The organism is Cupriavidus sp. R6-3 (assembly GCF_059772245.1).
The window spans coordinates 1-14253 of record NZ_JCBAJO010000125.1; the positions used below are offsets into that span (position 1 = coordinate 1).

Genomic DNA, 14253 nt, shown 5'->3' on the forward strand with positions numbered 1-14253 from the left:
ACGCATTGATGGCGCATTGATGGCGCGTTGATGGCGCGTTGATGGCGCCTTCGGGGTGGATTCAGGCCGGGGGGGCAGCGCGGCGGAGTGGCGGTGGGGCAGAACGCCTGAGGGCAAGAGCGGCAGAGCGGCGGAGGGCCGCATCGATCTGCCCCCATATGCGAAGAACGGATAAGGCCGAACGATTTGATTCGTTGACTGGCGATGGGCGGTCTCCTTAGCATCGATCCCATTCGATGCCAGCGCGAGCACCGCCTTTGCATCGTGCCTTGATCCATTTCGAACTCCGTATCCAGACATGACCGTTTCCCTCCAGGCGGCACGGCCCGCGCGTCCTCCCGTCGTGACGCCACGCGCCGGCACCGGCTTCGAGATCCGTCCCTTCGACGCGCCGCTGGGCGCCGAAGTCGTGGGGCTGGACCTGTCGCAGTCGCTGTCGGACGCGGATTTCGCCCGTATCCACCGTGCCCATCTGGACCACCACGTGCTGGTGTTTCGCGACCAGCGCATCACGCCCGACGAACAGATTGCGTTCAGCCGGCGCTTTGGCCCGCTGCAGATCCACGTGCTGCACCAGTTCCAGTTGCCAGGCCATCCGGAGATCCTGATCGTCTCCAACGTGCTGAAGGACGGCAAGCCGATCGGCCTTGGCGATGCCGGCCATTTCTGGCATTCGGACCTGTCGTACAAGGAAAAGCCGAGCCTGGGCTCGCTTCTCCATGCGCAGGAGCTGCCGGCCGAGGGCGGCGACACGCTGTTTGCCAACCAGCATCTGGCCTGGGAAACGCTGCCCGCGGAATTGAAGCGGGCGGTCGAGGGGCGCCAGGCCGAACACACCTATCTCGCGCGCTATGCCGAGCTGCAGCAGCGCAGCCCGTGGCGCCCGAACCTGAGCGCGGAGCAGATCGCGCAGGTCAAGCCGGTGCTGCAGCCGGTGGTGCGCACGCATCCTGAGACCGGCCGGCGCGCGCTGTTCGTCAGCGAGCATTTCACCACGCGGATCGTTGGCCTGCCCGACGATGAAAGCCGGGCGCTGCTCGACGCGCTGTTCGCACACAGCGTCAAGCCCGAATTCGTCTATCGCCACCGCTGGCAGCCGCACGATCTGGTGTTCTGGGACAACCGCTCGCTGCTGCATCTGGCGGCCGGCTGTCCGGCCGATCAGCGCCGCGTGATGTACCGCACCACGATCGAGGGCGACCTCCCGTTCTGACGGCACGGACAACCCCGGGGCCGATCCGAAGCGGCCCGCAGTGGCGGGATTGGCCAGCCTGATGGACCGCCTCCTGGCGGTCCGACTACCCCTTCGCAAGACAACCAGAATTTTCTCCGGAGCCCCACCATGGCAGCACCGTATCCCCGTTCGTCCCTGCTCAGCAAACTGGGCCGCCGCCTGATTGCGCTTGCCGTTGGCGCCAGCGTCGGCGCCGGCGCACTCGCGTTTGCCAGACCGGCCCACGCCGAAGGGCAGATCCGCATCGCCGAGCAGTTCGGCGTGGTCTACCTGCTGCTCAACGTCGCCCGCGAACAGCAGCTGATCGAGAAGCAGGGACAGAAGCAGGGCATTGACATCAAGGTCGAATGGACCCGGCTGTCGGGCGGCGCCGCCGTCAACGACGCGCTGCTGTCGGGCGCGATCGACGTCGGCGGCGCGGGCGTCGGTCCGCTGCTGACGCTGTGGGACCGCACCCGCGGCAAGCAGAACGTCAAGGGCATCGCCTCGCTCGGCAGCTTCCCGTACTACCTGGTCAGCAACAATCCGAAGGTCAGGACGCTGGCCGATTTCACCGACAAGGATCGCATCGCATTGCCGGCGGTCACGGTGTCGGTACAGGCGCGCGTGCTGCAGCTGGCCGCGGCGAAGCAGTGGGGCGACAAGGCCTTCAACCAGCTCGACAAGTGGACCGTGGCGATGCCGCATCCCGAGGCGGCGTCGGCCATCATCAACGGCGGCACCGAGGTCACCGCGCATTTCGCCAATCCGCCGTTCCAGGAGCAGGAACTGGCCGGCAATCCGAACGCGCATATCGTGCTCAATTCGTACGACGTGCTCGGCGGTCCCAGTTCGTCGACGGTGCTGTACGCGACCGAGAAATTCCGCAACGAAAACCCGAAGACCTACCGCGCCTTCGTCGACGCACTGGCCGAAGCGGCGCGCTTTGCCACCGCCAATCCTGAGGCCGCCGCCGACCTCTATATCCGCGCGAACAAGGCGAAGATCGACCGCACGTTGCTGGTTGGCATCCTGAAGAACCCGCAGGTGCAATTCCGTATCGCGCCGCAGAACACCTTCGTGCTGGCGGAATTCATGCATCGCGTCGGCGCGATCCGCCATCAGCCGAAGTCCTGGCAGGACTATTTCTTCGCCGATCCGGCCACCGCGCAAGGGAGCTGATCATGACCGCCACCGTCTCGCAACCATTGCGCGTGGTCGGCGCCGCCGGCCAACGCGGCCCCCTGCTGCAGATCGACGACGTCTCGCTCGAGTATCGGACGCCGGAGCGCGTGGTGCGCGCCACGCACCGCGTCAGCTTCGATGTGCACGCCGGCGACCGCTTCGTGCTGCTGGGTCCCTCGGGCTGCGGCAAGTCGACGCTGCTGAAGGCGGTGGCGGGGTTCGTCCCGCCGATCGAGGGCGAGATCCGGCTCGACGGCGAACGCGTGCGCGCGCCGGGGCCGGATCGCATCGTCGTGTTCCAGGAATTCGACCAGCTGCCGCCGTGGAAGACGGTCAAGCAGAACGTGATGTTCCCGCTGATGCAGGCGCGCGGACTGCGCCGTGCCGAAGCGGCCGACGTGGCGCTGCACTACCTGGACAAGGTGGGCCTGGCCAACTTCGCGGACGCCTATCCGCATACGCTGTCCGGCGGCATGAAACAGCGCGTGGCGATCGCCCGGGCGCTGGCGCTGCGGCCCAAGGTGCTGCTGATGGACGAACCGTTCGCGGCGCTCGATGCGTTGACCCGCCGCCGCATGCAGGAGGAACTGCTGGCGCTGTGGCAGGACGCGGCCTTCACGCTGCTGTTCGTCACGCATTCGATCGAGGAGGCGCTGGTGGTCGGCAACCGCATCCTGCTGCTGTCGCCGCATCCGGGGCGCGTACGCGCCGAGCTGAACAGCCACCAGTTCGATCTGCACAGCCAGGGCAGCGCGGCCTTCCAGCAGACCGCGCAGCGCATCCATCGGCTGCTGTTCGATACGCCGGGGCCGGACGCCGCCGCCGACACTGACATCGCGGACGCCGCCGACATCCCGCCGCGTACCGCGCGGGCGCGCTGAAGGGGACAGCCATGACGACCATCGCCACTACGACAACGCAGTCCCTGCCGCCGCTGCGGCCTGAGTACGAACGCGAGCTCGAACCCTTCACCGCCACCGCGGTCGCCCGGGCGCTGCCGCTGCGCCAGCGGCTGTGGCAGAACAGCGGATTGCGTCGCGCCGTGATCCTTCTGGTACTGGCGGCGCTGTGGGAGACCGTCGCCCGGCTGCAGAACAACGATCTGCTGCTGCCATCCTTCCTTGCCACCGCACAGGCCTTCATCGAGGGGCTGACGACCGGCGAGCTGCTGAACAAGGCCGCGATCTCGCTGACGATCCTGCTGCAAGGCTATGCCGCCGGCATTGCGCTCGCCTTCGTGCTGACGACGCTGGCGGTCTCCACGACGATCGGGCGCGACCTGCTCGATACCCTGACCGCGATGTTCAACCCCTTGCCGGCGATCGCCTTGCTGCCGCTCGCGCTGCTGTGGTTCGGCCTGGGCAGCGGCAGCCTGATCTTCGTGCTGATCCACTCGGTGCTGTGGCCGTTGGCGCTGAATACTTATGCGGGTTTTCGTGGCGTGCCGGAGACCTTGCGCATGACGGGACGCAACTATGGCCTGCGCGGGCTGCGCTATGTGCTGCTGATCCTGGTGCCGGCCGCGCTGCCGGCCATTGTGTCGGGCCTGAAGATCGGCTGGGCCTTCGCCTGGCGCACGCTGATCGCGGCCGAGCTGGTGTTTGGCGCGTCGTCGGGCAAGGGCGGCCTGGGCTGGTATATCTTCCAGAACCGCAACGAGCTCTATACCGACCGCGTGTTCGCCGGGCTGGCGATGGTGATCCTGATCGGCCTGCTGGTGGAAGGGCTGGTGTTCCGCACGCTGGAGGCGGCCACGGTGCGGCGCTGGGGCATGCAGCAATAGGGCATGCAGCGCCAGGGCAGTCGCCGGGCGCGGCGCTATTGCCGCGCGCCGGCCTTGACCAGGATCTTCTCGATTTCCCGATAGCCGCGCTGCCGCGCATGCTGCAGCGCGCTCACACCCTTGCCATCGGGAATATTCACATCGGCCTTCGCATTGACCAGCAGGCGGACGATCTCGGTGTGCTTCGGTCCGCCATCGCCGAGAATGATCGCTTCCAGCAGGGCGGTCCAATGCAGCCTGTTGATGTGATTGACGTCCACCCCCGCGGCGATCAGGATGCGCACGGTCTCGACATGGCCGCGTTCGGCCGCCGGAATCAGCGCCGTGCCGCCATAGCGGTTGGTGCTCTTCAGATCGGCGCCATGCGTCAGCGTCATCTTCAGGATCTCGTTGTGGCCGCGCGCACCCGCATGGAGGTAGGCGCTGTCCTGGATGCGGTCCTTGGCATTGACGTTGGCGCCGGCGTCGATCAGCACCCTGGCGGCGTCGACATGGTTGTGGCGGGTCGCGATCAGCAGCGGCGTGGCGCCGCTCTCGTCTCGCGCTTCCAGATTGGCCCCTTGCTTGATCAGCAGGGCAATGGTGGCGGCATCGCCGTTCGCGGCCGCCGCTTGCAGGCGGGCATCCAGCTTCCCGGTACTCGCGCTGGCCGGGAGAATCATCAGCAAGGCGATCAACGACGCCAGAAGAATACGTGTACGCGCTCGCAGCATTTTGTTCGGTAATGACAGGTCTCGACGACAGGTCGACGGGACGGGCAGTCTGGGACAAGCGGTGGGGCCATCGGCCGTATGCGGGCTGGCCCAGGGCGGCATCTTAAATGGCCTCCCATTGATTCCCAAGCGAAATCATCGAATGGCGCCCAGTACCGGCGCGAATGGGATATTCCACGCTGGCGTCAAGGCCGCCATTGCGGGGCGGCGCGGATCGGGCTACCGTCGGTTCAGGACCGTGCAACGAACGCCCCCGCAATGTCCGAATGAACGAATGCCCCACAACAAGGAGACCCCCATGCCGGACCCGATCGACTATGCGCAACTGGTGGCGGCCATCGGCGATGCCATCGTGATCGCCGACGCCCAGGGCGCCATCACGCTATGGAATCCAGCGGCGGAGCGGATGTTCGGCTATAGCCAGGCCGAAGCGCTGGGCCAATCGCTCGATCTGATCATTCCGGAGCGTCTGCGCGCGCGGCACTGGCAGGGCTACGACAAGACGATGGCGACCGGCACGACCCGCTACGGCAGCGAGTTGCTGAAGGTACCGGCGATCGACAAGGACGGCAAGGCAATGTCGATCGCCTTCACGGTCGCGCTGCTGAAGGACGCGGGCGGCGCCGTGACGGGGATCGTCGCGGTTATCCGCGACGAGACCGCCCGCTTCCAGGAGGAGCGGGCGCTGAAGAAGCGGCTCGCCGAGCTGGAGAGCCAGGTCGGCGAGCGGGCGTAGGGCCGTCGTAGCGCAGGCTCGGAGCGGGCCTGGAACGGTCGCTGCGCAGCTGTAGAGCGCGATCGCGCCCTATTGGTCCAGCGGCGCGCCGTCGATGGTCCGCCGCATCGACACCGGCCGATACAGCGGGGCGCGCTTGTGCTCGACATCGTCGACCAGCTCGATGCCGATCCCCGGTGCGTCCGGCACCGCGATAAAGCCGTTCTCCGGCACCGGATAGCGCTTGACCAGATCGGCACCGAGCAGTTTCTGGCCCGACTTCAGCACCAGGTTCTCGAAGCCGGTCGGATATTCCTGGATCGCGAAGTTGGGCACCGCCGCGGCGACCTGCATGCAGGCGGCCAGGCTGATCGGCGACAGCGGGTTGTGCGGAGCGATATCGACGTTCTGCGCCTCCGCCAGCGCGGCGATCTTCCTTGCGCCGGTGATGCCGCCGCAGACGCAGACGGAGGTGCGCGCGAAACGCACGCCGCCGCCGGCCAGCTGCAGATGGAATTCGGCCGGCGTGCAGAAGCGCTCGCCGGTGGCGATCGGCACGCGGATGGCATGGCCGACCGTCGTCATCTGCGGATAGAACTCGGGCCGCAGCGGATCCTCCAGCCACATCGGGGTCAGCGGCTCCAGCACCTGACCGATGGCAATGGCCTCGGCCGGGCTCAGGCGCCGATGCATCTCGATCAGCAGGTCGACATCGGGACCGACGGCCTCGCGGAAGGCCATCACGCGCTCCCTGGCGTCGCGCACCTTGCCGGCGTGCGAGCGGAAATAGGCCTCGCCCTCCGGTTCGTCGAGGAAGGGGTTGATATGCCCGACCGCGGTAAAGCCCTCCGCGCGCAGGCGGCGGCAGTCGGCCAGCACCTCGTCCAGCGTTTCCGCGTAGACGTGGCCGTAGACGCGCAGCTTGTCGCGATACCCGCCCCCCAGCAATTGCCAGACCGGCGCCTGCAGGCGCTTGCCCAGCAGGTCCCAAAGTGCGATATCGATGGCCGATACCGCGGCATTGACCGCCGTGCCGCGGAAATGCGAGAAGCGCTGCATCACGTTCCAGTGCATCTCGATCTGGTTCGCGTCCTTGCCGACCAGATACTGGCCGAATTTCTCCAGCGCGGCCTTGGCGGCCTCGATATGGCCCCAGGAACCGGCCTCGCCATAGCCGGTCAGGCCGGCCTCCGTGCGGATGCGGGCATAGAGGAACTGCCCGACGTGCAGGGCTTCGACCGAGGTAATGCGATGGATGGACTTGTTCATGGCAATTCGATGTATTGGATCAATCCAGCTTGATGCCCGACTGGCGGATCAGGTCGCCCCAGCGGCGGGTTTCGCTGGCAATGCGTTTGCCGAAGGCTTCCGGACCGGCACCGACCGGATCGGCGCCCGCGGCCGACAGCTTTTCGCGGATGGCCGGCTGCTGCAGCATCTTCTGCAGTTCGGTGTTCAGCTTGTTGACGATCTCGGGCGGCGTGCCATGGGGCGCGGCCAGCCCGAACCAGATGCTGAACTGGAAGCCCGGCAGGCCGGCCTCGGCGGCGGTCGGCACATCGGGCAGCGTCGGCACGCGGCGCGGTCCGGCGACGGCCAGCGCGCGGATCTTGCCGCTGACCACGTGCGGCGCGATGGTCGGCGCGGCGGAGGCGAGCATCTGGATCTGCCCGGCCATCAGATCCGTGATCGCCGGGCCCGAGCCCTTGTAGGGGACGTGCGTGACCGGAATGCCCGATACCTGCTTGAACAGCTCGCCGGCGATATGCGGGCCGCTGCCGGCGCCGCCCGAGCCGTAGTTCAGCGCATTCGGATGCGCCTTGCCGTAGGCCAGCAGGTCCTTGAGGGTGCGTACCGGCAAAGAAGGCGTGACGGCCAGCACCACCGGCGTTTCGGCGATCAGCGTGACCGGCGTCAGGTCCTTGACCGGGTCGTACTTCAGGTTGGAAAACAGCGCCGGCGTCGCGGTCTGGCCGACCTCGTTGGCCAGCAGCGTGTAGCCGTCGGGCGCGGCCTTGGCCACCATGCCCGCCGCGATGGTGCCGCTGGCGCCGGGGCGGTTGTCCACCACGAAGCTCTTGCCCAGCGACTCGGACAGGTATTGCGCGGCCAGCCGCGCGACGATATCGGTGGTGCCGCCGGGCGAGTAGGGCACGACGATGGTCACGGGGCGGGTCGGATACGCGGTCTGCGCAACGGCGGCGCCGCAGGCGGCGGCCAGCGTCAGCGCGCCAAGCAGGCGCGCGGCGGTGGATGGTTGGTTCATGGCTGTTGTCTCCTCGGTCGTTCCGGCCTTGCGCGTAGACCCGGTCGGATATTCCAGGCTGTTTGTTCGCGGCCGGTTATTGGCGCTGCATCGATGCCGATGCCGGAATTGGCGATGACTTTGCGGTGAATTGGCGGTGAATTTGCGTGGTCACCGCTGTGCAATTCGCGATGCAGATGGATGGTGACTGTAGGGAGTCGATCCGCCGTTGGGAATCAAATTCTGTAGTGTTATTTCTATGTTCTATATAGAATTCGCGGATGACCGCCATCGACCTGAGCCCGGCCTTTGTCCGCCTTGCCCGGCATATCCGCGAACGCATCATCGGAGGGGAATGGCTGCCCGGCCAATTGCTGCCCGGCGAAGAGGCGCTTGCCAGGGAACTGAAAGTCAGCGTCGGCACCGTGCGCAAGGCGTTCGACGTCCTCAGCGGACAGGGCCTGGTCACGCGCCATCGCGGCCGCGGCACGTTTGTCGCGCGCGCCACCGACGAGCGCGCCTTCACCAGCTTCTTCCGCCTGGTCGATCGCGCCGATGGCGCACGGCGGCTGCCGGTCGATACCATCCTGAGCCGCGAACGGGCGAGCGCCGACGATGAGGAAAAGGCGGCGCTGAAGCTGCCGCCCGACGCGATGGTCTACCGGCTGCGGCGCCGCCGGGACATCGACGACACCCCGCTGGTGCTGGAGACCATCGCCTTCCCGTTTGCCCGCGTCGGCGCGAAGGAATGGGGCGAGGACGGCGCCGCCGCGCATCTGGTGTACTCGTTTCTCGAGCAGCAGTGCGGCGTATCGATCAGCCGCGTCGAGGATCGTTTGCAGGCGCGCATATTGCCGCAAGGCATGGCCGGCGAATTCGGCTTGCCGGCCGGACATCCGGTATTGCTGGCGATCCGCGTCGCATTCGATCTGCAAGGCGCCCCGGTCGAATTCCGGCGCACCTGGATGGCCACCGATGGCCACGACTATCTGAGCGAATTGCGCTGGACCGGCGCGGGCGGATAACAGCATTCCCAACGACAACACCGTGGTACCCATGACCAAGCTGATCGACTTCCGCACCGAACCCATCCCCACCCACGACAATCCCCGTCCCGATCGCCTCGTGCGCGGCATTCCGGATCGCACCACGTGGACACATTACAGCGCCGCGCATGGCGATTTCGATTGCGGCATCTGGGCCTGCGAACCCGGCGCCTGGCGCATTGCCTTTCCGGCGGGCAAGGAAGAGTTCTTTCACGTGATCAGCGGCCGCCTGCGCATCAGCGATGCCGCCGGTGAGGCGCGCGAATTCGGCCCCGGCGATGCCTGCGTGATTCCCGCCGGATTCGAAGGCGTATTCGAAGTCATCGAGCCGGTGCGCAAATATTTCGTGGTGCTGGATCGCGCCGCCGCGAAAGCCGTGTAAGTGTTTCCGCCTCCCGCCGCCATCAATATGGCAATTGGCAATATTTCAAGGGATGTCACTCCGATCGCAAAGCGAAGCTAAAATGTCCCGCCATACAGCCACACCATAACGATGGAGACAAGCATGAGACTGGCGGGCAAGGTGGCAGTGGTGACCGGTGGCGGTTCCGGCTTTGGCGAAGGCATCGCCAATCTGTTCGCGCGGGAAGGGGCGCGCGTGGTGGTCGCCGATATCGATGAGGCCAAGGCCACCGGGGTGGCGCAAGCCATCGAGCAGCAGGGCGGACAGGCCCGCGCCGTGCGCGCCGACGTCTCGAAGGGCAGCGATGTGGAAGCGATGCGCGAAGTCGCGCTGGCCGCATTCGGCGATGTCGGCATCGTCGTCAACAATGCCGGCACCACGCATCGCAACAAACCCATTCTCGACATTACCGAAGACGAATTCGATCGCGTGCAGGCGGTCAACGTCAAAAGCCTGTATTGGACCGCGCGCCATTTCATTCCGCATTTCCGCCAACGCGGCGGCGGCGTCTTCGTCAATATCGCATCGACCGCCGCAATCCGGCCGCGTCCGGGGCTGGTCTGGTACAACGCCAGCAAGGGCGCGGTGGTGACCGCGAGCAAGGCCATGGCCGCCGAGCTTGGACCGGACAATATCCGCGTCAATTGCGTCAATCCGGTGATCGGCGCGACCGGGCTGCTGGAGCAATTCATGGGCAAGCCCGACACGCCGGAGAATCGCGCCTCCTTCCTGGCGACGATTCCGATGGGACGGATGTCCACGCCCGCCGATATCGCGGCGGCCTGCCTCTACCTGGCATCGGACGAAGCGGCCTTCGTCACCGGCACCTGCATCGAAGTGGACGGCGGCCGCTGCGTCTGACCGCCTCGCACCCCGCAGCGGCCGCCCACGCGGCGGCCGCATCGTCACTGTCGACATCATCGTCATGCATGACAACCATCAGGAGACAGCCATGAGTTCCACGGATCCCGGATTCGAAGACGCGATCTACCGCAAGGTCAGCTGGCGCCTCGTTCCGTTTCTGCTGCTGTGCTACGTGGTCGCGTATCTGGATCGCGTCAATGTCGGTTTCGCCAAGCTGCAGATGCTCAACGACCTGAAGTTCAGCGAGACGGTCTATGGTCTCGGGGCGGGCGTTTTCTTTATCGGCTATTTCCTGTTCGAGATCCCGAGCAACGTGATCCTGCACAAGGTCGGCGCCCGCGTCTGGATCGCGCGGATCATGATCACCTGGGGCCTGATCTCGGCGGCGATGATGTTCGTCACCACGCCGACGATGTTCTACGTGCTGCGTTTCCTGCTGGGCGTCGCGGAGGCGGGCTTTTTCCCCGGCATCATCCTGTACCTGACCTATTGGTATCCCGCCGAACGGCGCGGGCGCACGACGACATGGTTCATGACGGCCGTCGCGCTGTCGGGCGTGATCGGCGGCCCGCTGTCGGGCTGGATCATGCAGACCTTCGACGGCCACAACGGCTGGTCCGGCTGGCAATGGATGTTCCTGCTCGAAGGCATTCCGTCGGTGCTGGTGGGCCTGTGGGTGCTGGCCTACCTCGACGATCGTATCGGCCATGCCAAGTGGCTGACGGCCGAGGAAAAGGCCGTGCTCGAGCGCAATGTCGCCGCGGAATCCGCGCACAAGGAAGACCTGCCGGTACGCCGCGTGCTGGCGAGCCCGCGCGTCTGGATGATGAGCGCGATCTACTTCAGCTTCGTGATGGGCCTGTACGGCATCAGCTTCTGGCTGCCGACCATCATCCGGCAGACCGGCGTCAAGAGCGCGCTCGATATCGGACTGCTGACCGCAATTCCCTATGGCTTTGCGGTGCTCGGCATGGTGCTGGTGGCACGCAGCGCCGACCGCAGCGGCGAACGGCGCTGGCATATCGCCATTCCCGCGCTGGCCGGCGCGATCGGACTGGTGCTGTCGGTGCTGTGGTACGACCGCACCGTGCTGGCGATGGTGGGCCTGACGCTGGCGACGATCGGCATCATGACCACGCTGCCGCTGTTCTGGAGCCTGCCGACGGCATTCCTTGCCGGCACCGGCGCGGCGGCCGGCATCGCGATGATCAATTCGCTGGGCAACCTGGCGGGCTTTATCAGCCCTTATGCGGTCGGCTGGCTGAAGGACCTGACGCAGAGCACCAACGCCGGCATGTACCTGCTCGCCGGCTGCCTGGTCATCGGCGCAGTGCTGACGCTGCTGGTGCCGGCGCGGCTGGTATCGCGGCAGCAGGGCAGCGCGCAATACGGCGGCGCGCTCGGCACGACGCAATAAGCGCGAACGCGGTCCGTCCGCAACGGGTTGGCGCGCTCAGCGCGCGGTACGGTCGGCGTCCTGCCCGCCCATGGCGCTTCCAGCGGGCGAGGCGATGCAAGCCGGCAGCCGGTTCGAGCGCATTATCCAGCGACGATCGGCGACCAGCCGCTCTGCGGCGTGTAATCGCTGCGGCAGACCCGGCCATCGGGCAGCACGGCAAACACCATGACGGTATCGCCCTGCGTCACGACAGTGGCGCCGCCGGCCGGGCTGACCGCGGTGTAGGGATCGATGGCCAGCAAGGGCGACCATTCGCCGCCCGGCACCAGGGGGCGGAACGCGGCGTGCAGCAGGCCGTCGACGCTGACGGCCACCGCCACCAGCGTATCGCCGTGCAAGAGCGCCAGGCCGAGATGGCCTTGCGCGGCGAAGGCCGGCGCGGGTCCGATCGGCACCAGCGTCTCGAACAGCACCGGCTGCAGGCCGAAGCCGCAGGCATGGAGCAACCCGTCGCTGCCGACCGCCACCACGGCGACGCCATCGAGCGTGCCGGCGATGCCGGGTTTGACGCCCGGCTCCATCGCGACATCGCACTGCGCGGCCACCGCGTCGTGCCAGAACGTGATGGTGTTGCCCTGGGGAACGTTGCCGGCGATCCAGCGCAGCGCGCCGCCGTCATCGATGGCCACCACATCGGCCGTGCGCGCCTTGCGCGACAGCATCACCGGACCGGGCGTGCGGCGGTAGGTACTGAAGGAATCGAGCTGCACCGGGGCGGAGAAGTCGTGATTGCCCATTTCGGTGGCGTCGTATTCGACCACCACTAACTGGCCGCTCGGCTGGATCGCCGCCACCGTCGTCAGTTCGTACAGCGGATGGCACGCCGCCACGTCGTAGCCCGGCGCGAGGCTGGCGATCTCGGTCCAATCCCTGGCGATGTCCCCGGTATTGCCGAGCGTGTCCCAGTAGTAGTACCGCAAGGTGCCGCGGACGCTGGTGACGAACACCTCGAAGACGGTGTGCAGCAGCGGTGCCGTTTCCAGCGACACCAGCAGCGCCGGCTGCGAATCGGACAGCTGGAACGGCGCGCTGTCGGGCTGCGGAAGTTCGGGGCCGGGTCCGAACAGGCGCGACCACATCCGCAGGCTCAGCCGGTCATCGGCGCCGAGCCCGACCAGCAGCGCGCTGTCGCCGGCGATGGCCGCGGCGGCCGGCGCGGGCAGGATGCGCGGCCAGCCCATATGCACGGCGATCTTGCGCAGGTCCGGCATGCCGCCGATATTGCCCGGCGGATCGGACGCGGCCGGCGTGCACAGCGAGGGATTGCGCAGTAGATCGCGAATCGACGTGGGAAACAGGCATTGGCCGTCCCGGGCCGCCTGCATGCCCTGGATCGCGCAGACGACGCCGGCGATCACCGCGGAGGCGCCCGAGGTGCCGCCGAAGGTGTGATAGGGATAGACCGGATCGTCGTAGGGGCCCCGTGAGCCCTCGAAATCGGCGAAACAGTCCACGCGCGCGCCGAAGGTCGAACCGCGCAGCCAGGGTTGCCGTACGCCGTCCACCGGCGCTGCCTGGGTCGCGCCGCCGACCATGATGGCCAGCGAATCGCGGAACACCGGCTTGGCCGGATTGATGTGATCGCATTGAGGCCGGGCATCGAGGTCGTCGCCGGAGTTGCCGGCGGGCTCGATCACCGTGATGCCGAAGAAGACCAGCAGCTGGATCGTCTGCTGAGTCTTCAGGGACAGTTCCACTGGCAGCGCCGGATCCTTGCCGGGAAGCGTCAGCCAGGGCCGCGGGCTGGCCAGCTCGATCAGCACGACGCCGCCGGGCCGCACCGCATCGCCGGCGATCAGCAGCGCGGCGTCGAGCCAGTGCTTCCCATCCGCGCGCATCGACGTCACCACATGGGCGCGCGCCTCGGGCGCGATGCCGACGATGCCGCCGCCGTTGTCGGGCGCCACGACGATACCCAGGACAGACGTGCCATGGTCCGTGTCCTCGCGGTCCGCCACGCCGAACACCGAGTACGGCACGATCGGCACGGTGGCCAGCTCGATGTGCTGCAGGTTCCAGCCGTGCTCGACGTCGACCATGTTGACGCCACGTCCTGTACCGCCCGCCACGCGCCAGGCGTAGTAGGCATCGATGCCGCCCGGCGCCGCGGCCAATTGCTGGGACACGATCGCATCCTCGTTGGTGCCATAGGCGATACGGCCAGCGGGATATGCGGGCATCCGCGGCTCCGCCCATTCGACGAAGGGCAGCCCGTACAGCAGCCCGGTCAGCGCCTCCAGCTGCGCCGCCTCGCATGGCACCTCGAACCACGCGAAGGGATCCGGCGGCTCGCCGCCCAGCATCCGCGCTGCGTCCACCATATGGGCCAGCAAGGGGATCTGCTCCGCCGGAAAGCCCGGATCGAGCGACAGCCCCGGATAGCTGGCCGCTATCTCGTCCCACCATGGCTTGAGCTCGCCCAGATACTGCTCGGCGCCGCTCTCGTACGGCAGCACGAAGCCATCGAACAGCTTCACGTCGACATAAGCCTCAGCCATCGCCGTCTCCCGGCGGCACGACATCTTCCGCCATCACGTCGAAGCGCAGATGCGAGACCGGTGGCCCCGCCAGCGGCGTGCGGCTGCGTTCGACCCACAGCACCGGGCGGCCCTCCGTATCGCGCGCCA

13 protein-coding genes are annotated in these 14253 nt (G+C 67.0%); 9 read left to right on the forward strand and 4 right to left on the reverse strand.

All coding sequences use genetic code 11. The annotated features are described in order from the left end of the window. The first annotated feature begins 298 nt into the window (after positions 1-298). From AC6EI8_RS17430 to AC6EI8_RS17445, 4 genes are all read left to right on the forward strand, one after another. Positions 299-1213, forward strand: a complete 915-nt coding sequence (locus AC6EI8_RS17430; protein WP_498382485.1) for a TauD/TfdA dioxygenase family protein — start codon at positions 299-301, stop codon at positions 1211-1213. Positions 1214-1342: 129 nt separating this feature from the next. After that, complete coding sequence (locus tag AC6EI8_RS17435) at positions 1343-2395, forward strand: ABC transporter substrate-binding protein (RefSeq protein WP_498382486.1); 1053 nt, start codon at positions 1343-1345, stop codon at positions 2393-2395. A gap of 2 nt (positions 2396-2397) precedes the next feature. Further along, entirely contained in the window at positions 2398-3279 is an 882-nt protein-coding gene (locus AC6EI8_RS17440) for an ABC transporter ATP-binding protein (protein ID WP_498382487.1), read from the forward strand. A gap of 11 nt (positions 3280-3290) precedes the next feature. After that, positions 3291-4181, forward strand: a complete 891-nt coding sequence (locus AC6EI8_RS17445) for an ABC transporter permease (protein WP_498382488.1) — start codon at positions 3291-3293, stop codon at positions 4179-4181. A gap of 35 nt (positions 4182-4216) precedes the next feature. Here AC6EI8_RS17445 and AC6EI8_RS17450 read toward each other — a convergent pair whose 3' ends face one another. Continuing rightward, positions 4217-4894, reverse strand: coding sequence for an ankyrin repeat domain-containing protein (locus AC6EI8_RS17450; RefSeq protein WP_498382489.1), 678 nt, complete (start codon positions 4892-4894; stop codon positions 4217-4219). A gap of 298 nt (positions 4895-5192) precedes the next feature. On the opposite strand from AC6EI8_RS17450, the gene AC6EI8_RS17455 reads away from it, so the two are divergent. Beyond that, positions 5193-5630 carry a PAS domain-containing protein gene (locus AC6EI8_RS17455; RefSeq protein WP_265634058.1) on the forward strand — a complete coding sequence of 146 codons (438 nt, stop codon included), beginning with the start codon at positions 5193-5195 and terminating at the stop codon, positions 5628-5630. 69 nt (positions 5631-5699) lie between these two features. Here AC6EI8_RS17455 and AC6EI8_RS17460 read toward each other — a convergent pair whose 3' ends face one another. Together AC6EI8_RS17460 and AC6EI8_RS17465 are read right to left on the reverse strand one after the other, a co-directional pair. Further along, entirely contained in the window at positions 5700-6878 is a 1179-nt protein-coding gene (locus tag AC6EI8_RS17460) for a mandelate racemase/muconate lactonizing enzyme family protein (RefSeq protein WP_150083738.1), read from the reverse strand. Between the two features lie 19 nt (positions 6879-6897). Then, positions 6898-7875 (reverse strand): Bug family tripartite tricarboxylate transporter substrate binding protein, encoded by a 978-nt coding sequence (locus AC6EI8_RS17465; protein WP_498382490.1) that lies wholly within the window; start codon positions 7873-7875, stop codon positions 6898-6900. 260 nt (positions 7876-8135) lie between these two features. Here AC6EI8_RS17465 and AC6EI8_RS17470 point away from each other — a divergent pair, with 260 nt between their 5' ends. The 4 genes from AC6EI8_RS17470 to AC6EI8_RS17485 all read left to right on the forward strand — a co-directional run bounded on the left by AC6EI8_RS17470 (position 8136) and on the right by AC6EI8_RS17485 (position 11584). After that, positions 8136-8879 (forward strand): GntR family transcriptional regulator, encoded by a 744-nt coding sequence (locus AC6EI8_RS17470; RefSeq protein WP_498382491.1) that lies wholly within the window; start codon positions 8136-8138, stop codon positions 8877-8879. A 31-nt stretch (positions 8880-8910) separates the two neighbouring features. Further along, positions 8911-9282: a cupin domain-containing protein gene (locus tag AC6EI8_RS17475; protein ID WP_498382492.1), complete on the forward strand. Its 372-nt coding sequence runs from the start codon at positions 8911-8913 to the stop codon at positions 9280-9282. Between the two features lie 123 nt (positions 9283-9405). Beyond that, positions 9406-10164, forward strand: coding sequence for a glucose 1-dehydrogenase (locus AC6EI8_RS17480; RefSeq protein WP_149318323.1), 759 nt, complete (start codon positions 9406-9408; stop codon positions 10162-10164). Positions 10165-10255: 91 nt separating this feature from the next. Next, complete coding sequence (locus tag AC6EI8_RS17485; protein WP_498382494.1) at positions 10256-11584, forward strand: MFS transporter; 1329 nt, start codon at positions 10256-10258, stop codon at positions 11582-11584. Between the two features lie 122 nt (positions 11585-11706). Here the strand turns inward: AC6EI8_RS17485 and AC6EI8_RS17490 are convergent, their stop codons facing one another. Beyond that, on the reverse strand, positions 11707-14124 hold the full coding sequence (locus AC6EI8_RS17490; protein WP_498382495.1) for a S8/S53 family peptidase: 2418 nt from the start codon (positions 14122-14124) through the stop codon (positions 11707-11709). Positions 14125-14253: the final 129 nt, after the last annotated feature.

What these genes read in the sequence shown, in the direction of transcription:
- AC6EI8_RS17475 (WP_498382492.1), top strand. Translation starts at nt 8,911, where the DNA reads ATGACCAAGCTGATCGACTTCCGCACCGAACCCATCCCCACCCACGAC.
- AC6EI8_RS17470 (WP_498382491.1), top strand. Translation starts at nt 8,136, where the DNA reads ATGACCGCCATCGACCTGAGCCCGGCCTTTGTCCGCCTTGCCCGGCAT.
- AC6EI8_RS17460 (WP_150083738.1), bottom strand. Translation starts at nt 6,878, where the DNA reads ATGAACAAGTCCATCCATCGCATTACCTCGGTCGAAGCCCTGCACGTC.
- AC6EI8_RS17480 (WP_149318323.1), top strand. Translation starts at nt 9,406, where the DNA reads ATGAGACTGGCGGGCAAGGTGGCAGTGGTGACCGGTGGCGGTTCCGGC.
- AC6EI8_RS17450 (WP_498382489.1), bottom strand. Translation starts at nt 4,894, where the DNA reads ATGCTGCGAGCGCGTACACGTATTCTTCTGGCGTCGTTGATCGCCTTG.
- AC6EI8_RS17465 (WP_498382490.1), bottom strand. Translation starts at nt 7,875, where the DNA reads ATGAACCAACCATCCACCGCCGCGCGCCTGCTTGGCGCGCTGACGCTG.
- AC6EI8_RS17455 (WP_265634058.1), top strand. Translation starts at nt 5,193, where the DNA reads ATGCCGGACCCGATCGACTATGCGCAACTGGTGGCGGCCATCGGCGAT.
- AC6EI8_RS17435 (WP_498382486.1), top strand. Translation starts at nt 1,343, where the DNA reads ATGGCAGCACCGTATCCCCGTTCGTCCCTGCTCAGCAAACTGGGCCGC.
- AC6EI8_RS17430 (WP_498382485.1), top strand. Translation starts at nt 299, where the DNA reads ATGACCGTTTCCCTCCAGGCGGCACGGCCCGCGCGTCCTCCCGTCGTG.
- AC6EI8_RS17445 (WP_498382488.1), top strand. Translation starts at nt 3,291, where the DNA reads ATGACGACCATCGCCACTACGACAACGCAGTCCCTGCCGCCGCTGCGG.
- AC6EI8_RS17485 (WP_498382494.1), top strand. Translation starts at nt 10,256, where the DNA reads ATGAGTTCCACGGATCCCGGATTCGAAGACGCGATCTACCGCAAGGTC.
- AC6EI8_RS17490 (WP_498382495.1), bottom strand. Translation starts at nt 14,124, where the DNA reads ATGGCTGAGGCTTATGTCGACGTGAAGCTGTTCGATGGCTTCGTGCTG.
- AC6EI8_RS17440 (WP_498382487.1), top strand. Translation starts at nt 2,398, where the DNA reads ATGACCGCCACCGTCTCGCAACCATTGCGCGTGGTCGGCGCCGCCGGC.